Annotated in this window: 16 protein-coding genes; 7 read left to right on the top strand and 9 right to left on the bottom strand. The window is 37.3% G+C overall.

What is annotated here, in order from left to right:
• Positions 1 to 45: 45 nt before the first annotated feature.
• Genes CRS_RS00185 through CRS_RS00175 form a run of 3 tightly spaced genes read right to left on the bottom strand, consistent with a single transcriptional unit; the run spans position 46 to position 1,765 of the window.
• Positions 46 to 858, bottom strand: coding sequence for a lipopolysaccharide assembly protein LapB (locus CRS_RS00185; protein ID WP_142722085.1), 813 nt, complete (start codon positions 856 to 858; stop codon positions 46 to 48).
• Positions 855 to 1,421, bottom strand: a complete 567-nt coding sequence (locus CRS_RS00180; protein ID WP_142722084.1) for a phosphatase PAP2 family protein — start codon at positions 1,419 to 1,421, stop codon at positions 855 to 857. The genes CRS_RS00185 and CRS_RS00180 overlap by 4 nt, the downstream gene beginning before the upstream one ends.
• A gap of 2 nt (positions 1,422 to 1,423) precedes the next feature.
• Complete coding sequence (locus tag CRS_RS00175; protein WP_142722083.1) at positions 1,424 to 1,765, bottom strand: twin-arginine translocase TatA/TatE family subunit; 342 nt, start codon at positions 1,763 to 1,765, stop codon at positions 1,424 to 1,426.
• A gap of 277 nt (positions 1,766 to 2,042) precedes the next feature.
• Here CRS_RS00175 and CRS_RS00170 point away from each other — a divergent pair, with 277 nt between their 5' ends.
• Positions 2,043 to 2,993 (top strand): hypothetical protein, encoded by a 951-nt coding sequence (locus tag CRS_RS00170; RefSeq protein ID WP_142722082.1) that lies wholly within the window; start codon positions 2,043 to 2,045, stop codon positions 2,991 to 2,993.
• 81 nt (positions 2,994 to 3,074) lie between these two features.
• Here the strand turns inward: CRS_RS00170 and CRS_RS00165 are convergent, their stop codons facing one another.
• The 3 genes from CRS_RS00165 to secD form a co-directional block, all read right to left on the bottom strand.
• Complete coding sequence (locus CRS_RS00165; protein ID WP_142722081.1) at positions 3,075 to 3,875, bottom strand: arylamine N-acetyltransferase; 801 nt, start codon at positions 3,873 to 3,875, stop codon at positions 3,075 to 3,077.
• Between the two features lie 101 nt (positions 3,876 to 3,976).
• Positions 3,977 to 5,236, bottom strand: coding sequence for a TCR/Tet family MFS transporter (locus CRS_RS00160; RefSeq protein WP_142722080.1), 1,260 nt, complete (start codon positions 5,234 to 5,236; stop codon positions 3,977 to 3,979).
• Between the two features lie 121 nt (positions 5,237 to 5,357).
• Positions 5,358 to 8,267 carry a protein translocase subunit SecD gene (gene secD, locus CRS_RS00155; protein ID WP_142722079.1) on the bottom strand — a complete coding sequence of 970 codons (2,910 nt, stop codon included), beginning with the start codon at positions 8,265 to 8,267 and terminating at the stop codon, positions 5,358 to 5,360.
• 217 nt (positions 8,268 to 8,484) lie between these two features.
• Here secD and CRS_RS00150 point away from each other — a divergent pair, with 217 nt between their 5' ends.
• Positions 8,485 to 9,855, top strand: coding sequence for a PQQ-dependent sugar dehydrogenase (locus CRS_RS00150; RefSeq protein ID WP_142722078.1), 1,371 nt, complete (start codon positions 8,485 to 8,487; stop codon positions 9,853 to 9,855).
• A 214-nt stretch (positions 9,856 to 10,069) separates the two neighbouring features.
• Here CRS_RS00150 and hemN read toward each other — a convergent pair whose 3' ends face one another.
• The 3 genes from hemN to CRS_RS00135 form a co-directional block, all read right to left on the bottom strand.
• On the bottom strand, positions 10,070 to 11,428 hold the full coding sequence (gene hemN, locus CRS_RS00145) for an oxygen-independent coproporphyrinogen III oxidase (RefSeq protein ID WP_142722077.1): 1,359 nt from the start codon (positions 11,426 to 11,428) through the stop codon (positions 10,070 to 10,072).
• Between the two features lie 177 nt (positions 11,429 to 11,605).
• Positions 11,606 to 12,619: a glycosyl hydrolase gene (locus CRS_RS00140; protein WP_142722076.1), complete on the bottom strand. Its 1,014-nt coding sequence runs from the start codon at positions 12,617 to 12,619 to the stop codon at positions 11,606 to 11,608.
• Positions 12,620 to 12,664: 45 nt separating this feature from the next.
• Positions 12,665 to 14,182 (bottom strand): amino acid permease, encoded by a 1,518-nt coding sequence (locus CRS_RS00135; protein WP_142722075.1) that lies wholly within the window; start codon positions 14,180 to 14,182, stop codon positions 12,665 to 12,667.
• Between the two features lie 165 nt (positions 14,183 to 14,347).
• Here CRS_RS00135 and pnuC point away from each other — a divergent pair, with 165 nt between their 5' ends.
• The 5 genes from pnuC to CRS_RS00110 all read left to right on the top strand — a co-directional run bounded on the left by pnuC (position 14,348) and on the right by CRS_RS00110 (position 20,311).
• On the top strand, positions 14,348 to 15,025 hold the full coding sequence (gene pnuC, locus CRS_RS00130; RefSeq protein WP_142722074.1) for a nicotinamide riboside transporter PnuC: 678 nt from the start codon (positions 14,348 to 14,350) through the stop codon (positions 15,023 to 15,025).
• A complete protein-coding gene (locus CRS_RS00125; protein WP_142722073.1) occupies positions 15,022 to 15,723 on the top strand; it encodes a hypothetical protein in 702 nt (233 codons plus the stop codon). Before pnuC ends, CRS_RS00125 begins: the two co-directional genes overlap by 4 nt.
• A gap of 91 nt (positions 15,724 to 15,814) precedes the next feature.
• Positions 15,815 to 16,582 (top strand): diaminopimelate epimerase, encoded by a 768-nt coding sequence (gene dapF / locus CRS_RS00120; protein ID WP_142722072.1) that lies wholly within the window; start codon positions 15,815 to 15,817, stop codon positions 16,580 to 16,582.
• A gap of 31 nt (positions 16,583 to 16,613) precedes the next feature.
• A complete protein-coding gene (gene mltG, locus CRS_RS00115; RefSeq protein WP_142722071.1) occupies positions 16,614 to 17,639 on the top strand; it encodes an endolytic transglycosylase MltG in 1,026 nt (341 codons plus the stop codon).
• 134 nt (positions 17,640 to 17,773) lie between these two features.
• On the top strand, positions 17,774 to 20,311 hold the full coding sequence (locus CRS_RS00110) for a TonB-dependent receptor domain-containing protein (RefSeq protein WP_142722070.1): 2,538 nt from the start codon (positions 17,774 to 17,776) through the stop codon (positions 20,309 to 20,311).
• Positions 20,312 to 20,481: the final 170 nt, after the last annotated feature.

Below are 20,481 nucleotides of genomic sequence, written 5' to 3'. Positions count from 1 at the left end.
TGCTTTGGTTGGTTTATTGAATGATTTGGAAGAATTAATTTTCAATTACTTTTTTACACATTTAGCATAAAAAGCTGTCAGCACTGCTTTTTCGTATCCCAAAGCTACCGCTTTATCGAGATTTTCGCAGGCTTCCTTCAGCTTGGAAGCTTCAAACAGAATCATAGACTTGCTCACATAAGACTGGGCAAATTTTGGATCTATAGAGATGGCTTTATTGGCATCTGCCAGTGCTTCTTTATATTTTTTCATTTTAAAATATACATCTGCACGGCCATTATAAAGCAGTGATTCAGGTTTTTCAGAAATAAGCTGGTTATAATCCTTTAAGGCTCCGTCAAGATCTCCATTATTTTTCTTCAGATTGGCCAGTCCGGTTTTAGCGAAAATATTATCGGGTGCAAAAGTAAGAATCTGATTAAGATCTTTGATCGCAAGATCTGTTTTCCCCTGGCTGTCGTAGATTTTGGACCGTGTAAGATATAAATCAGGAGTTTCAGGATTTACTTTGAGCCCTTTTTCAACATATTCCAGAGCCTTTGCCTTATTTCCTTTCTGGCTGTACAGTGATGACAAATTTACATACACAGAAACCGACATAGGATTGGCTTTTAAAGCAGATTCATAAGATCTGAAAGCCTGGGTAGCCTTCCCCTGCCTTCTCTGAGACGTTCCAAGATAGTCGTAATATTCTGACTGGAATTTTTGGATCTGTTCTTTCTCTGCCAGTTTTAAATACTGTTCTTCAGCACACTTATAGTCAGCTTTTTTAAAACAATCTTCTGCCAGTTTCTTATCCTGGGCATGGAAATTAAGAGAGAAGCTGAGGGAAATTACAAATAATAAAGTTTTTTTCATGAGGTTATTGCTTGTTTGTTGATCACTTTTTTGGCGAGTGCACCAAATATCACTCCCAATAAAGATCCAACAAACGCCCCCACCAAAATATCTATCGGGAAATGCACTCCTAAATATATGCGGCTGTAGGAAACTACCAGAGCCCATACAAATATAGCATATGGAAACCATTTAAGTTTCTTTTTTAATAAAATACTTAAAAAAGAGGCTAAAAAGAAAGTATTGGAAGCATGAGCAGAATAAAATCCAAATTGTCCGCCACATTTTACAATTCTCATATGATGCTCCAATGTAGGATCATGACAGGGTCTTAGCCTTGCCACACCATATTTGAAAACACTTGCCAACTGATCAGAAACCGTTGCTCCGATAGCTAAAAACAACAGGATAAAAACCAACGATCTTAGCTGGTAATTTTTATATAAAAAATAAAGAAATATGATGTAAAGAGGTACCCAGATCCAGGTACTTGAAATCATCATCCAAAACTGATCGAAAGACGAATCGCCCAAATTATTAAGGTAAAGAAATACCTTTTTATCTTCCTGAATGATTTCCTCCATGATTATCTGCTTACAGGTCCTTCGTAAGTTTCATCATCCGCAGGTTTTGGCTTTGGAGTTTCATCAGAAGCAATAGTACCGGGCTCTGTAAGAATATCTTTCTTGATATCATTTACAGGATTGAAATCTTTGGCAGCATCTTTTACCTTTTCAATTTCACGTTTAATTTCAGAAACAGGATTATCTGTTTCCTTCATAATTTCAGTTTTGATATCTTCCACTGCTCCACGCATTTTTCTAACGCCTGCACCTAAGTCACGCGCAATCTGAGGCAGCTTATCCGGACCGAATAATACAACGATTGCAATGGCAATGAGTGCCATTTCTCCAATGCTTAATTCCATGGGGTAAAATTACGAAAGATTATTGCATTTATTGACTGTAAACTAAAAATTTAAACAAATTTTAAGATTTTATAAAATGTTTCATGATGCAAAGTTCAGGGTTTCAGGTTTGAGGTTAAGAAATTGAGTATGACTGATTATGCTGAAGAGTTCTATCGCAATACCTCTGCATAGCCTATATTCTCTTTCACTTATTAATTAATAAATATTTAATTCAAAACAATGAGAATTATAGTATAAATTACTATATTTACGTAGCACAACCAAAATATTTATTATGAAAAAACTAGTGACTACTTTTAAGGTTTTCGCCGTTTTATCGGTATTGGCACTTAACAGCTGCCAGAGTGAAAACAACGAGATCAACCAGCAGGAAACAGTTCAGGCAAAGGTAAACACCGATGACCTGAAAAAAGAACTAGCTCCTCTTTCCTCTCAAATTATTCCTGAAGCGGTACAGTTTCAACTGAATGAATCCGGAAAAAATCTTGAAGCATATCTGAAAAATGATTTACAGATTACAGGAGTGGCTGCACTGGGAAAAATCACAACCCAGAAAGGCCTTGAGCTTGCTCAAAACATCATTTCTGATAAAGACCAGTTTATTGCCTCCGGGAATATCATGGAGCCTTCTTCAGTAAAGGTCGGAAAAATCGGGGATCTTTATCGCGGGGATGACCTTACAATCGCCCGTCAGGGATTAAAAGAAGCCATCTCCGAAGAGGTCAAGTCAGGTACAAATGTTATGGAAATAACCTGGAACAGTAAAAACGGAACATTTAAAACATTGTGTTTTTACGGTGATTCCGGAATTATCTGGGACAATATCTTCGGAGGTCTGGTGATGATGGATATCCGTGGGAATTCTGAAGCATCCAGCAACAATCAGGCTGCAAGAGTCGTTTCTACATGGTATAAACAATGGTGGACAGCAAATTGGCTGTGGGGATCCAAGAGAGGTGAAATGGGCTATCAGATTACCATTTATTACTCCGGGGCAACTGTGTCTAATGCAGATGTTAATGACTGGGGATATATCAGCTTAGGAAAGGCAAAAAGCGAGAGTAAGATTATAAAGAAAACGGGAGCCTACGGACAGTGCCGTTACGCACTGGGGCTTTGTACACCTACCGGTTCTTTAAGCTTCAATTCCAGTAATTTCTCAGTGTCATTCTCAGGACTTGGCAGTAATATTGTGAGCAACGGGACAAAATCCCTCTATCCATAATTTTCGTAAAAATCAGTGTAAAAGCCGGCAAGTTCAGAGAACTTGCCGGCTTTATATTTTAAAGACAGAATTAATATTCTATCAATTTTTGTTTTTTGACTTTAAGGCTTCTACTGCATTTTCCCGTAGTCCGAAAGTATTGATCAGTATTTCATACAGCTGTATATCATTTCCTATCGCTATAGATTCTTTTGCCCCATCATCAGACCGGATATTCAGCACATGATCCGTATAGGTATACCGGGCATTTTCATCTACTTTTGAAAGAATCAGCTTATTTTTAAAATGTGAACCAGGATGGGTAGACAGATACCAGTTGGAAATTTCAAGATCAGCAGGTTCCACATGTTCACGTACAAATCGGTACACCGGAAGCCATTGATCTTTCCACATCCAAAGCGTATAAACGTCTTCTTTTTGGGAAACTTTAAAAATACCATTCGGAGTCGTCTGCTGCTGTTCTTCATGTAAAAGCAGAGGAGCCGTAAGGGTAGCCGTCCCGAATCCGCAGTCGACAATATATTTCTTTTCTTCAAAGTCAACAATAAGCAACAGATGAGTCTGCGGGGCAACACTGTCTTCCTGCCTTCCCCATACTACCCTCCCCAACTGGAGCCTTACATTGAATCCCAGATATTTTAAGACCTCACTTAAAAGCAGGTTTTGTTCATAGCAATATCCTCCTCTTGATTCCACAACCAGTTTTTTAAATACATCATCCACATTCAAAGAAGGCACTTTTCCTGTGTAAGGGTCTATGTTTTCAAAAGGAATATATTTAGGATGAAGCTGATGAATTTTTCTCAATGTTTCCATATTCACCTCCGGAACACCCGAGAAATGAATCCGCTCAAAATATTTTTCCAGGTCTGATGTATTCATAATTTGCTTTTTCTGTTTCAAAAATACACAAAACTGATCCAATATAATTATTGATAGATTGACATCCTGAAATGATCTGTATTTTCAGAATAGAAAAACATCTATTCTTTCCAAAAATCTTTTTCTGATGTCATATCAATTAAATCTTTATTTTTTTTCTTAAAAGCTGAGTAGGTAATCACCACACTGATTGCCATTAAGATAAATGCCAGGAAAAACGGTGCTCCTGAAAACTTGAAAGGCGCTTCATCATGCGTGAAAAAATAAAACAGATTCGTCATCATAGGAGGCCCGATGATGGAAGTAGCACTCATTAAGCTCGTCAATGCACCCTGAAGTTCTCCCTGCTCATTCGAAGGGACACTTTTCGTAATGACAGACTGTAAAGCCGGCCCGCAAATTCCTCCCAGGCAATATGGAATCAGAAAGACAAACATCATCCAGCCCTCAGATGCAAAAGCAAATAAGAACATTCCAACCGCATAAAAAGCTAATCCATAATAGATGCTTTTCTGCTCTCCAAGTCTTGGAGTTGTCCATCTGATAAGACCTCCCTGTACAAGACCAACCAATAAACCGACTACTCCTAAGGAGATTCCTACCATTCTTTCCGTCCAGCTGAATTTATACATCGTAAAGAAGCTCCAGTTACTCTGTACAGCATGACCTGCAATATAAATTAAGATCAGTGAAACGATCAGTCCGGAAATCTCAGGATGTTTCCCTAAAAACTTAAACGAACCTATAGGATTGGCACGTTTCCAGTCGAATTCTCTTCTTTTATCTTTATCTAAACTTTCAGGAAGTATGAAATAACCGTAGAGGAAATTAAGAAGACACAAACCTGCAGCAGCATAGAAAGGAACTCTGGCACCGTAATGCCCCAGAACACCTCCCAGAACAGGACCAATGATAAATCCGAGCCCAAATGCCGCTCCTATCAGTCCAAAATTTTTAGCTCTGTCTTCATCAGTGGAAATATCGGCAATATAGGCACTGGCAGTGGTCACACTTGCACCGGTAATTCCGGCAATAATCCTTCCCAGAAACAGCCACCAGATTGTGGGAGCCAGTGCAAGGAAAATATAATCTATGGCAAACCCGAAAAGAGAAATCAGGATAATAGGCCTCCGTCCATATTTATCACTCAGGTTACCGACAAGCGGAGAGAATATAAACTGTGTAAATGCATAGGCAAATCCCAGCCAGCCTCCATATTTTGCGGCTTCACTAATATCTGCATGAATAAGCTCCTCAATCAATTTGGGAACAACAGGAATGATGATTCCCCACCCCGTAATATCGATCAGTAAAGTAATAAATATGAAGCCTATGGCTGCTTTTTTCTTTGAATTTTCCATGATGGTGCAAAATTAATCAAATCTGAAAAATAATGATTCTAAATAATGAATTGTTAATATAAATACTAAAAAAAAGACCGCTTCTTGCGAAACGGTCTTTACTAATTTATTGTAGTTTGTATTACTTTGAAGCAAGTTCTTCTTTCGCAGAAGTAGATCTTCCGTGTACCTCTTCTTCTTTTCCGGTTTTAAGGAAATCATAAGCAATTGCAGACGCAATAAAGATGGATGAGTAAGTACCGAATCCAATACCGATTAACATGGCAAACATAAACCCTCTCAGGTTATCTCCACCGAAAATGAAGATCGCAAGGATAACCAGAATTGTAGTGAATGAGGTGTTGAATGTTCTACCCAGTGTACTTGAGATAGAATCATCAAAAAGACCTGCCAATGTTAAAGATTTTTTCTCTCTCAGGTATTCTCTGATTCTGTCGAAGATGATTACCGTATCGTTGATTGAGTAACCCAATACTGTAAGGATTGCAGCAATGAAATCCTGATTGATCTCCATGTTGAACGGCATATATTTGTGAAGCAGTGAATATGCTCCTAAGATAATTACCGCATCGTGGAATAGAGCAGCAACTGCTCCCAGAGAGAACTGCCATTTTCTGAATCTTACAAGGATATAGATGAAGATCATAGCCAATGCAGCCAATACCGCATAAATACCGTGAGTCTGGATATCATCAGCAACCGAAGGACCTACCTTCTCAGAAGAAATAATTCCTGCGTGGTCTTTATCAGCAGATTTGAAATCCTTCAAGGTTGTACCTGCCGGTAACTGTGATTTTAATCCTTCAAATAATTTTTGTTCGATAATCTGGTCAGCTTTTAAAGATTCATCCTGGATAAGGTAATCTGTAGAAATCTTTAATTGTTTATTGTTTCCGAAAGTTTTAGCTTCTACAGAAGAGTTTTTTCCGTCTTCCGTTTTGAATAATGCCACTAATTTTTCTTCAACATCTTCAGCTTTTACATCTTTGTCAAATCTTACCACATAGTTTCTACCACCGGTAAAATCAATCCCATACTTGAAGCCGTGTGTTGCAATTGAAATGATACACACTACTGTAAGAACAGCAGAAATGATGTAGGCATATTTTCTCTTTCCGATGAAATCGATCCAGGTATTTCTGAATAGATTTTTTGTTGCCGGAGTCCATACAGAAAGACCTTTTCCTTTATTTAATCTTGAGAAGATCATTACTCTTGAAAGCAATACTGATGTAAATAATGTCATTGCAATACCGATCATCAGCGTTAATGCGAAACCTTTGATAGGTCCTGTTCCGAAGAAGAACAATACAACCGCCGTCAGGAAAGTCGTAGTGTGACCGTCAATAATAGCATTCAATGCATGTTTGAAACCATCTTTATAAGCTTCAAGAATACTTTTCCCTGCAAATAATTCTTCTTTGGTTCTCTCGTAAATAATAACGTTCGTATCGACTGCTACTGCCATCGTAAGAACGATACCCGCGATACCTGGAAGCGTAAGCGTAAAGTCTCCCGAATCCATAATACCGAAAATGTAGAATAAGTTGATCACCATTGCAATTACCGCATACACACCAGCACCACCGTAGTAGAAAATGATATAAACGATGATGATCGCAAATGCAATCAGGAATGACATTAAACCTGAGTCAATAGCCTCCTGTCCTAAAGACGGACCTACAACCGTAGCCTGAACTACTTTTGCACCTGCAGGCAATTTACCGGCACCTAACACGTCTACCAGTTCTTTAGCTTCTTCCTGAGAGAAGTTACCAGAGATCTGAGTTCTACCGTTAGGAATAGCACCGACAACGTTCGGAGCAGTATATACTCTGTTATCAAGAGTTACTGCAACTGGTTTTCCAACGTTTTTTTCCGTTAATGTTTTCCATTCTTTTGCTCCTTTAGAGTCCATCTGCATGTCTACCACTACTCTGCTTAGTTCATCGTAGCCGATATTCGCAGTTTCAACAGCACCATCTACCGGAGCTTTTTGATTGATGTTACCTCTGATCGCATACAATACCAAGCTTTCAGCATCAGTAGCCTCAGGTTTGTAACCCCACATGAACTGTGTATATTTAATGTTAGCCGGACGTAAAGACTGAGCTACTTTGCTGTTTAAGATTTTGTTTACAACTGCTGTATCAGATAATTTTACGCTGGCAACCCCATTACTTCTTAATTTGTCAAGCTGTAAAAGGTTCATAAAGTTGACATTCTTTGCCACTCCCATAGAATCTCCTTTTGCAGCAACCATAGTTGTTAAAGTCTGGAAATAAGGTGCAATTTCAGGAACCTGCTGTACTTCCCAGAACTGAAGTTTTGCAGAGGTTTGAAGCATTTTTTTCACTTTATCAATGTCCTTCATACCAGGCATTTCCACAGAAATTCTCGCTGTACCAGGTACTCTCTGAACGTTGGGCTGGATAGCTCCCAGCTTGTCAATTCTCGTTCTGATCACCTCAAAAGCTGTTCCTACGGAAGCATCAATTTTTCTTTTAACAATACTTTTTACCTGCTCATCAGGAGTATTGTATTTCACCTCAGTAAGGGTTGTATTTCCGAAGATTTCCGGATCTGCCAACTTAAGGTTTGCACCTTTAGCTTTGTTCACTACATCAAACTGCTCAAAGAAGTTGTCGATGTAAGGTTTAGTAGAATTCTTCTGTGCTTCATCAGTTTTGTTTAAAGCCTCTATAAGAATAGGGTTTGTAGAATAATTGGTTAAATCATTCACAAGATCCCTTTGGTTGATTTCCAAAAGAACGTTGATCCCTCCTTTAAGGTCAAGACCAAGTTTCATTTCCTTGTCTTTGGCTTTAGTGTAATAAAGTTTTGTGAATCCTAAGTTCAAAGTATCTTTAGAAAGTCTTGCGATTTCTTTCTGATACTTCTCCGGATTGTCTCCTGCAATAGCAGTCGCCTGCTTTTCAATTTTGCTGGCGTACCATGTTGGTAATAGCTCGTTTAAGCAAATCAACCCTAGTACAATAGCGACAATTGTAATAAGTCCTTTTCCTTGCATTTTGTTATAACTACGTTAAATTAAGTCGGCAAATATAATGATTTTCTTGTATTTTATGAATTTTTAACAACAGAAATGGTTTATTTCCAGATATATTGGTATTGTGATTTCTATTTAAGATTTAACAATTTTTCCATACTATCATAATGAAGTCTTCAAAATATGATTGGTATAAAATTTTCATACTATTTCTCAACACACTAACTCTCAAAATATTATGAAAAAATTACTTTTTAGCATCAGTATTTTTTCTTCCTTAATTGTTAATTCTCAAAGTATTAATTTGGAAGAATTTGTCACGGGACTAACCAATCCTGTAGAGATTACGAATGCCAATGACAGCCGTCTTTTTGTTGTTCAGCAGAACGGTATCATTAAAATTATTCAGCCTAATGGGACTGTTAACTCCACTCAATTCCTGAATATAAGTTCAAAAATTATTTTTGGCGGTGAAAGAGGTCTTCTTGGTCTCGCATTTCATCCACAGTACTCTACTAATGGGTATTTTTTTGTGTATTATAACAATACAGCCGGAAATGTTACTGTCGCGAGATACAGTGTAAGTACAGCAGATCCCAATGTTGCGGATCCCAATTCTGAGAAAATCCTTCTGAGTATTCCGAAACCTTTCGACAATCACAATGGAGGAAGCATTCATTTTGCTCCTGACGGAAAGCTCTGGATCATCACAGGAGACGGAGGAAGCGGCGGGGATCCGAATAATAATGCCCAAAACAAAAATTCATTACTGGGAAAGATGCTGAGAATAGATGTAGATGCTACCGGTCCCTATAATATCCCTCCAGATAATCCTTTTGCAGGAGCAGGGGTAGACGGTGCAGACGAAATCTGGGCTTATGGGCTCAGAAATGCATGGAAGTTTTCTTTCGACCTGACAACAGGTAATGCTATGATTGCAGATGTCGGACAGGGAGCTATAGAAGAAATCAATAAAATGCCTATTACACAGGCTGGCTTAAACTATGGCTGGCGTTGTTATGAGGGTAATAATGCCTACAATACGGCAGGATGTGCCGCACAGTCCACCATGACCTTCCCTGTTGCGGTATACGATCATTCCGGAGGGAAATGCTCTATTACAGGAGGGTATGTGTACCGGGGAACTCAGTATCCTACACTGCAGGGAAAATATTTCTTTGCAGATTACTGCTCTACGCAGATCGGGATTCTTGACAGCAATAATACCATCACATGGACGACTCCTTATTCCGGAAATAATTTTTCCACTTTCGGGCAGGATAATCAGAAAGAGTTATATGTGGCAGCCGTGAACAGCGGAAAGATTTTCAAAATCACCACAGGAACTTTAGCAACTCAGGAAAATAATACCTTAGGAACTATAAAAGTTTATCCTAATCCAGCTTCTAAAGAAATTTTTATTGAGGGAATCAAAGATGAAAAAGCTACTTTGGAGATTATAAATTCCGAAGGAAGAAAAGTATTGACAGCAGATAAAATCTCTAATGGAACAGGAATCAATATTTCAGGAATTCCTGCCGGAGTATATTTTATCAATCTTAAATCTGGAACATTGAAATCTTATAGTCAGAAATTGGTTATCAAATAGCAACAGCTGGCTGTAAACACAAACGAAACGCTAAGATTTTTAAAATTCTATGAAAAAGATCGCCAGGGTTTTTCACTCAGAAAAAATCCCGCTCAATACAGAGACTTTGCGAACATGAAGATCAATCAAACATTATAAATCTTTGCAGACATTGTATTTAAATAAAAAAGCTCAAGCGGCAATAAAAAAGCGGTTCATCTCTGAACCGCTTTTATTATATTGTCATGGAGAAAATCCTCGTTTCGGGTTTATTTCTCATCATTCTCAGGTCAAAAACCATGGCTACGTTTCTTGTAAATGCTCTACCTGCTTCCGTAATTCTGACTTCTGTTCCGTGGATTTCAACCAGCCCGTCATTTTCCATCTCTTTCAGCATTTCCAGCGCATTTTCAAGCTCCGGGAAAGAGTTGTTTATATCAAAAGTGGTTTCAAGCTGGCACATCAGATTGAGAATATGTCTTCTTACTGTCAGATCTTCATCACTCAGAACATGTCCTTTTACAACAGGAATTTCACCTTCTTCAACCATTTTCTGGTATTCTTCCACTGTTTTCACATTCTGGGCAAAAGCATACCATGAATCTGATATTGCAGACATCCCAAGGCCTACCATCAGCTGGGTTTTACTGGAAGTATATCCCATGAAATTTCTGTGAAGCTTTTTATGAATCAAAGACTGGTAAAGATCATCATGCTCAAGAGAGAAGTGATCCATTCCTACTTCAATATATCCTAAATCCTGAAGAAGCTTCTTCCCATCTTCATACAAACGGCGTTTTTCTTCACCGCTTGGCAGGTCATTTTCATCAAAACCTCTCTGTCCTACTCCCTTCACCCATGGAACGTGTGCATAAGAATAGAAAGCTAATCTGTCCGGTTTCAATTCCATTGTTTTTCTGATGGTATGTTCCATTGCTTCCCAGTTCTGGTGGGGCAATCCGAAAACCAAATCATGGCTGATTCCTCTGTATCCGATTTCCTTTGCCCATTCAGTAACATTTTTTACATTTTCAAAAGGCTGTATTCTGTTAATCGCTTTCTGAACCTTAGGATCATAATCCTGAACACCAAAGCTTACTCTTCTGAAACCAAGATCATATAAAGTCTGAAGATGTTCTTTTGTTGTATTATTGGGATGTCCTTCAAAAGAAAACTCAGGGTGTTCTGCGATATCTACCGTTGAGAAAATTCCTTCCAGCAATGTTCTCAGATTCTCGGGAGAAAAAAACGTAGGTGTTCCTCCTCCCAGGTGTAATTCTTTCAGTTTTGGTCTTTCGCTGAAAAGATCAAGATACAGTTTCCATTCTTTTAAAACACTTTCAAGATAAGGAACTTCAACACTGTGCTGCTTTGTAATACGCTTATGGCAGGCACAGAACGTACACAATGCCTCACAGAAAGGCAAATGGATATAAATAGAAATTCCCTCCGCTGCATTACTCTCATCAAAAGACCTGATGACAGTTTCTTTCCATTTTTCCGGTGAAAATGTTGATTCATCCCAGTACGGAACAGTAGGATAAGAAGTGTAACGCGGTCCTGGAATATTATACTTATCTATTAAAGAATTCATTTGAAAATTAAAATTTTATAAGGGCATGAAATTGAAACATCATTAAATTTCATCTTACAAAATTAACCATTAGTTATGAATTTTAACCTATGAATTATATTAGGTTCTATTTTATAATGAGTCTAAATACGTTTGATCAGGCTTTTGACCAATAGTGATAAATTCTATTCCTGCTATTTAAAATTTTAATTTCATTACCGCAATTTTACTATTTCCTGCAAGAACCACCCTATTGCTATCAATCCATTGGCAGACAAAGAAACCTTTTTCTTCTGAAATCTTCTTCCATGTTTTACCAAAATCTGAGGAATAGCTGATATGTTGGTCCCCTACAGCAATGATTTCTTTTCCTTTTGATCCCGGCTTTATTTTCACACAGGTGGTATACCCCGCATTCTGCCCTGAAGCCTGAATCTGCCAGGTCTCACCTCCATCATTTGTAGTTGCAATATTATTAATATTAGCGTCCTGTTTGGTATAATCTCCTCCTGCTGCAATTCCGAAACGGTCATCATAAAAATCAATGGAATACATTCCCTGAGAAGATTCTCCCTGTACAAAAGGAGTATTGAAAACTTCAAACTTTTCATCTTTCAGAGTCATTCTCAAAATTCTTGAAGCTTTTCCTCCTGTGGCAATCCACAGATATTTCTTAGCTGATGATATATTGGTATTACTTGCAGCAAAGGCAGCTTCCCCTTCGTTTAATTTTAGATTATTCTTAAACATGCTCCATTTTCCATTCCTGTATACTGCCATTTTCAGAATATTATCCTTATCTGCATCACTAAATGTGTAGGCCAGTTTATCATTGACAAAATGTAGGGCATCATAGAAAGCTGTTTTGGTGGTATCCGTAAAAACTATTTCGGATTTTAAATCATGCTTGTTGATTTTAAAAAAACGGCCGGGACTTACTATATTAATGGCATAAAAAGAAATTTTATCCTGTCCCAAAGTCCTGAATTCAAGTTTCTCTTCGGAGAGCTTTATCTGCTTCTGGTTTTTATAATCTTTAAGATCTACAAACCCGAATTTGGAATCTGTACCACTGTACCAGACCTTATTGTTATATAACTCCAGAGCTCTGATGCTGATTTTATCATTAAGAATCGTTTCAAGGCTTTCCACCTGTTGGGAAAACGCGGTAAGTCCTAAGGACAGAAATAAAATGGTGAAAGTTTTTTTCATATACTATTTTTAAAACAAAAAAAACCGCCGAAGCGGTTTATATGATTAATCTTGATTCTGATATTTTTCAGGATTGTTAAGTTTACTGTTTGATTTTCCGTAAAGGAAATACACCAAACCTCCAAAGAACAGCCATACTGCAGAAAGTTCCAATGCATGAGCACTTAAGTTGAAGATCAAATACAGATTGATAATTACTCCTAATGCTACTACAATCTTATAAGCAGGCACCTTAAAAGGTCTTATCAGATTAGGTTCTTTTTTTCTCATTATCCAAACGGCGATACACACCAGAGTAAATGCAAACAGGGTCCCGAAACTTGTCATATCTGCCAGTGTAGAAATTGGAGTAAACGCAGCTACAAATGCTACTACGATTCCCAGCAAAATAATTCCTTTGTAAGGCGTTTTTGTTTTTGGGTGAAGCTGTCCGAAGAATTTAGGAATCAATCCGTCTTTTGCCATTCCGATGAAGATTCTTGACTGTCCCATCATCATTACCATTACTACGGAAATCAATCCTACAGTAGCAGCAATTGTTACAATATTACTGGCCCAGTGTTTTCCTGCAATTTCAAAAGCATAAGCTACAGGAGCTTTAATGGCATCCGGATATTTCCCTTCCGGGTTGAAGTCTGTGTAATGCATCATTCCTGTTAACACAAGAGACACACAGATATATAAAGCTGTACAGATCAATAATGAAGCGATGATGGCGAAAGGCACATCTTTTTTAGGATTAATAGCCTCTCCTGCCTGTGTAGAAACAGCGTCAAAACCAATATAGGCAAAGAAAATAGCTGCTGCTCCGGAAATGATTCCTTTAATCCCATATGCAGAGACCATATCGCCTTCAGAATTTTTAATCTTGATCGGATCCGGAATAAAAGGTTTCCAGTTTTTAACCCCATCTACAGCATTATAAAGATCAGTATTGGAAAAAATAATATAGACCCCTGCTATAATTACAAAGATAACGGCTGAAGTCTTCATTAAAACGATCAGGTTATTGGCTCCGGCAGCTTCTTTAGTTCCTTTTACCAATAATGCAGTAATTAAAAGAACGAGAATGAATGCAGGCAGGTTCATAGAAAACCCTTCTCCGGTATAACTTGCCGGATCTGACGTTAAATATGCAGGCAAATGAATATTAAAAATTTTCAAAAATTTGTTAAAATATCCGGACCAGCTCACGGAAACCGCCATACTTGCCATGGCATACTCAAGGATGAGACACCATCCCATGGCCCATGCAAAAATTTCTCCAACAGTTCCATACGCGTAAGCATAAGCTGAACCTTCTACAGGTATAATGGAGGCAAACTCTGCATAGCATAATGCAGCAAAAACGCAGGCGATCCCTGCTATAATAAAGGAAATTGCAAGTGCTGGTCCTGCATGATAATAGGCTCCCGTTCCGGTAAGAACGAAGATTCCACCACCGATGATAGCACCCACTCCAATAGCTGTTAAACTCCATTTTCCAAGGACTTTTTTCAGCTCACTTTTCTTCATATCTGCCTCATAGGCACTTAGTGGCTTTTTAACCCAAATTTTCGACATGTTTTTTTATTTATTAAGGATTTACGAAAATATAAAAAATTTATAAACTCTCACGTTAATCGTTAAAATTTCATCATTTATTTTACATTAAAGGCTCTAAAAATCTGATCAGCACCTTCGTTATAGTATTTCTGAAAGTGTTAAATTTTCTTTATTTTTGATCACATGAATTTATATGATCTTTTCATAAAGCCTTATGAGAGCTATAATGCTTTGCAGATTATACTGGAAGCTTCGGGAGCCGTTTTCGGAATGCTGAGTGTATATTTTTCAATCAAAAAAAATATATGGGTATACCCTACCGGCATTATTTCTACACTCATCTATGTTTATATACTCTTCAACTTCGGGTTACTGGGTGATTGTCTGATCAATGTATATTATACCGTAATGAGTGTCTACGGATGGATATTATGGGCCAGAAATTCTAAAGATCATATTCATGTTGATGTCACATGGGCTACACGAAAAGAATGGATTTATGCCACTGTACTTTTTATTCTGAGTCTTGCTCTCGTTACTCTTATTTATTATTACAAACCTTATATTGATAATAAATTCTCCATGGAAGGAACCAGTTTAGGATTATATCATCTGGACTGGGCAAACTGGATGGATGTTTTTACCACTTCAATATTTTTAGTAGGAATGTGGTTGATGGCCAAACAGCGCATTGAGAACTGGATTTTCTGGATCATCGGAGATTTTATTTGCATGCCTATGATGATTTTTAAGGGACTTGGAATCACTTCGGTTCAATATTTGGTATTTACTATAATGGCTATCTTAGGATACGTCAATTGGAAAAAAAGTTTTAAAGAAAAAAGTACAATAAAGTCATGAAAAATTTATTTAAAATAGCAGTCAGTATTTTTGCTATTGCCAGTTTAACATCTTGTTTAGCATATACCGACGGATACGGCAGCAATAACGGAGGTTATTACGGAGATCCCTATTATAACAACGGTTACTACTATGCACCTTCCGGATATTATGGAAGCGGTGGATATTGGGGCAATGACGGCTATTATTACAGAAACAACGTTAATTACTACTATGATAATGGAGTTCCTTATTATTACTACAATTATAATAACTCCAGAAGAAAAGTATATGTGGAAAGAAGATCTACGGTAACTTCACAAAGACCTGAGAACGGATTCCAGAATACCCGTACTACCAATAGTAACGGATCTTATAATAATGGCGGCGGTTTCAATAATAATGGCAACAGAAATAATAATGGCGGATTCAGAAACCAGAACAATGGCTATCAGAACAACCAGGGAAATCAGAATAACCAAAACAACAGTGGATTCAGAAACCAGAACAGTGGCGGATTCAGAAATCAAAGCAGCGGATACCAGAACAATCAGGGAAGCCAGAATAACAGCGGATTCAGAAACCAAAACAGTGGTGGATTCAGAAATTCTGAGAGCAGCAGCAGATCAGAATCTTCAGGAGGCGGATTCAGAAACAGCTCAGGCAGCCAAAGCAGCAGCTCAAACAGACAGCAGAGCAGCGGAGGCGGCTTTAGATAAAACGATTATAAATAAGGAAACGAACAGCTAACACTGTTCGTTTTTCATTTTAAATATATTAATTTTGCTACTTTATTTTAGACAAGATAATATGGAATTTTATAAATATCAGGGAACAGGGAATGATTTTGTAATGGTAGATAACCGAGATCTGCAATTTACTAAAGATAAGGATATTATTGAAAAACTATGCGACAGACGTTTCGGAATAGGTGCTGACGGACTTATTCTATTGGAAAATGATCCCAATTATGATTTCAAAATGGTGTACTACAATTCTGACGGAGGAGAAAGTACCATGTGCGGAAACGGAGGAAGATGCCTTGTAGCTTTTGCATTTTTTCTGGACATTTTTGAAGATAAGTGCAGATTCATCGCTACAGATGGTGAACATGAAGCTGAAATTCACAACGGAATCATTAAACTAAAAATGATCAATGTAGACACAGTCTCACATGACGGAAACGACTTTGTTCTGAATACCGGTTCTCCTCATTATGTAAAATATGTAGAAAATCTGAAAGATTATAACGTTTATGACGAAGGATATGGTATCAGAAATTCTGAAACTTATAAAGAAAAAGGAATCAATGTGAACTTTGTGGAAAAAATTTCTGATAATGAAATTTTCGTAAGAACCTATGAACGAGGCGTTGAGGACGAAACTTACAGTTGTGGTACAGGAGTTACAGCTTCTGCTTTAACTTTTCTGCAAAAACATAATCTAACCTCTGTAAAAGTTAAAACTTTAGGCGGAAACCTTAAAGTATATGCTGAAAAAAGCGGTGATGCATTCCAGAATATATGGCTGGAAGGTCCTGCAAAGCAAGTTTTTAGAGGTAAAACTGATCTTCTTTAAAAACAAAAACTTTTAATCAATATTGATAAGAATGAAAAAAGCTATTCTCATTATCATTCTGCTTGTTTTTGTAGTAGCAGGATTTTTTGGTTTGAGATTTTATAATAAATATTTAGGAAACAACGTAGAAAAAGAAGGCTATGTACTGATTCCTCACAGAGCAGGTTTTAAGCAGATCCTAGATTCTATTGCTCCTTATATCAAAGACAGGGAATCTTTTGAAGCTGTAGCTAAGGAAAAAGGTCTTGATACCAACTTTAAAGCTGGGCGTTACCATATCCTAAGCGGAACTGGAAACAAGAACCTTGTCAATATGATTAAAGCAGGTAACCAGACGGCCAACTCTTACAGAATTGGTGATTTTGGAGACATGTACCAAATGATCGGTAAGGTTACTAAAAAAACGGAAATTGACTCACTGCATTTTGTAAATGATCTCGACGCCGTTGCACAGGAGAAAGGTTATAAAAATGTTGAAGACTTAAAAAAATATTTTTTCATTGACACTTATAATTTTTTCTGGACTGTAAGTCCGAGAGAATTTTTTGCCAAGTTTGAAGATCAGTATAATGACTTCTGGACAAGTGAGAGAAAAAATAAAGAACAGCAATCCGGTCTTACAAGAGATCAGATTTATGCCCTGGCTTCTATTGTCTATAAAGAATCCGGAGGAAAAAAAGATGAAATGAAAACGATTGCCGGATTATATTTAAACCGTTACAGAAAGGGAATGAAGCTTCAGTCTGATCCTACGGTGATCTATGCAATCAATAAACAGACGAATTTTAAAGAACCCATAAAAAGGGTATTATATAAGCATTTGTCAACACCATCACCTTATAACACGTATGCTAATGCAGGTATTCCTCCGGGACCTATCTGTGTAGTGGATAAGAATTCAATAGATGCTGTTTTAAATGCTGAAAACAACAATTATATTTTTATGTGTGCTGATCCGGCAAGGTTTGGATACCATAAGTTTACAGCAAGCGCTGAAGAGCATGCTGTAAATGCAAAGGCTTATCAGGACTGGCTCAACTCAAAAAATATAAAATAAGCTTAGAAAGCACCTAAAATTTATACAGTTAGAAAAACAATAAACGCAACCATAATATTTTGATGATCAAATTGATATGGATATTCAAAATATTAAGGGTTATTCTTTCACGATCTTATACAAAAAAATAACCTATGAAGAATAAGACAGAAATTGTCAATATTTTCACCCGAAAAACGCTAGGACTTACGTTGGTACTTTCAGCAGCTGCAATGGCTTTTGCACAGGAGAAAGCAGGAATTTCAGGAACTATTGTCAACAAAAAAAACCAACCGGTTCCCTATGCCTCTGTAACTTTCACCAATAAAGCCAACAAAACGCTAAGTGATGCTGCTCTGACTGATGAAAAGGGACAGTATAAGCTTCAGCTTATGCCTGGTGACTATGAAATCACAGTAGAAGCTATTGATTACAAAAAAAGTGTTGTCAACAAAAATATAGCAGCAACAGGAAATATCGGGGCATTATCTATTGAAGCTGAACCTACCTCTACTGTTGATGGTAAGACGAAGGAAATACAGGGAGTTGTTATTACCGCATCCGCTACCAAACCCTATAAAGTAGAGCTTGATAAAAAGACATATGATCCTTCACAGGATATTGTAAGTAAAGGAGGAACCCTTCAGGATGTTTTAACCAATGTTCCTTCAGTTTCTGTAGATACAGACGGAACAGTATCCATGAGAGGAAGTTCCAATGTAAAGTTCCTGATCAATGGGAAGCCTTCTGCCCTGCTTGGGATTGACGATGGTGCAAATGCACTGCAAAGTATTCCTGCTGATCAGATCGATAGGATCGAGGTTATTACGAATCCTTCTTCTAAGTTTGAAGCCAGCGGAACTGCCGGTATTTTAAATATTATTTTAAAAAAGAATAAAAAAACAGGTTTTAACGGAAGTGTTACAGGAACGTTAGGATACCTTCCACAAACTTCTCTAAATACCAACTTAAGCTGGAGAAAGGGTAAATTCACATGGTTCCTAAACGGCGGTGGCGGCTACAGAGAGTCTAAAAATACAAACAGAAATGACGCCTGGTTCAACAGCGGGATCAACAAAGAAACCCATAATGAGTCCATCAGCAAAAATAAAAATGACAACTACAATGCTACCGGAGGTCTGACTTATGATATTTCTGATAAAACATCTGTAAATGCATCCGGTACCGTAAGAACCTTTGACAGCGACAACACAGGAAATATTAACTATTTTGACTATCCTTTCAGCGGAGGAAATATTTTCAGACAGAGAGCCAGTATTGGAACAGGAAATAATCTTGCATTTCAGGGAGATTTTGGTTTAGATCATAAATTTGATGATAATGGCCAGAATTTATCTGTTTCACTAAGCTTACAGAGAAACCGTTCCAACAATGATAATGACATCAATGATACGACAAACGGTATTTTCCAGCTTCAGGACCTTGTCAATCAGAGTACACTTAATAAATCTATTATTGCTAAAGCCGACTACGAGCTTCCTATCGGGGAAAACTCCAAAATCGAAGCTGGTTACAGACTGGATCATAACGACAATGATTATAGCAATGATGTGAGACAAAGACCAGCATTAAACCCTGCATTGGTGTATCTTGATAAATACACCTACAATGCAAATTACAAAGAAATGTTTAATGCATTTTATCTTCAGTTTAAAAGTAAAATAGGAAAGTTAGGCTATCAGATCGGGCTTAGAGACGAATTATCAAAAGTAGATGTTGATTATCTAAACCGTGAGGGTACTGCTGTAAATAAATCTAAAACTTACAACAACCTTTTCCCAAGTGTATTTTTAAGTTATGAAATTGCAAAGGACAATCAGTTTTTAGTGAACTATTCAAGAAGGATAGACCGGCCTCGTTCTTTCTTTTTAATCCCGAATCCAAATTATAATGATAATCAGAATCTTTTTGACGGAAACATTGATCTGAATCCCTCTTATGTAGATTCTTATGAGATTGGGTACAGTATTTCTAAAAAGAATTTTACCATCAATCCTACAATTTATTACAGGCATACCACTGATGATGTAAAAATGTTGGTATATGATGAAAATGTTGCCTATACTGATGCCAATGGAAATCCACAGACTTTGGTTGCTTTCCATACCAAGCCAATTAACTTGGGAACTGATGATCGTTACGGATTGGATCTTAACTTCAACTGGGATGCTACAAAATGGCTTAAATTCTTAGGAAATGTAGACTTATTCGGATATAAAACAACTGGAGTTTATTTTGATCCTGAAATCATGGAAAAACCGGCACCTTTTGAAGGAAGTGGATTTTCCACAAGAGCAAGGCTTACTTCTACGTTCAAAATCGATAAAACTCTGAACTTCCAGCTTCAAGGATTCTACAGAGGAGGTCAAAAAACGGCAAGTATAGACAGAAGAGATATGTATGCACTTAATTTTGGAGCCTCAAAAACAATCTGGAACGGAAACGGAACCATCAGTTTTAATATTCAGGATATTTTCAATACAAGATCTATGAGGTCTACAGCATATGGTCCTAACTACACCAGAGATAGTTATATGCAATGGCAGCCAAGACAGTTTGCCCTGTCATTTACTTATAGATTTAAGCAGGGAGAAAAAATTGACCAGCCTAAAAAGAAAAAGGATATCAATTCCAATGCAACGGGCGACGACCAACAGGGCGGTCCAATGTAACAGAATGTAATACAGCTAAAAAATCCCGAAAATATTTTCGGGATTTTTTTATTAATGTCCATTTGCATTTCAATGGCAAAAATTACGAAACAAGAATATAAATAACTGATAATAAGGTTAAAAACTTTTATATTTACCTCATAAAATATAAAAATATTTTTTAAACTACA

This window comes from Chryseobacterium sp. ON_d1 (assembly GCF_006829085.1).
Classification (GTDB): Bacteria; Bacteroidota; Bacteroidia; order Flavobacteriales; family Weeksellaceae; genus Chryseobacterium.
The sequence above is the reverse complement of the archived record's forward strand: the minus strand, read 5'-3'. Positions and strand labels throughout refer to the sequence as shown.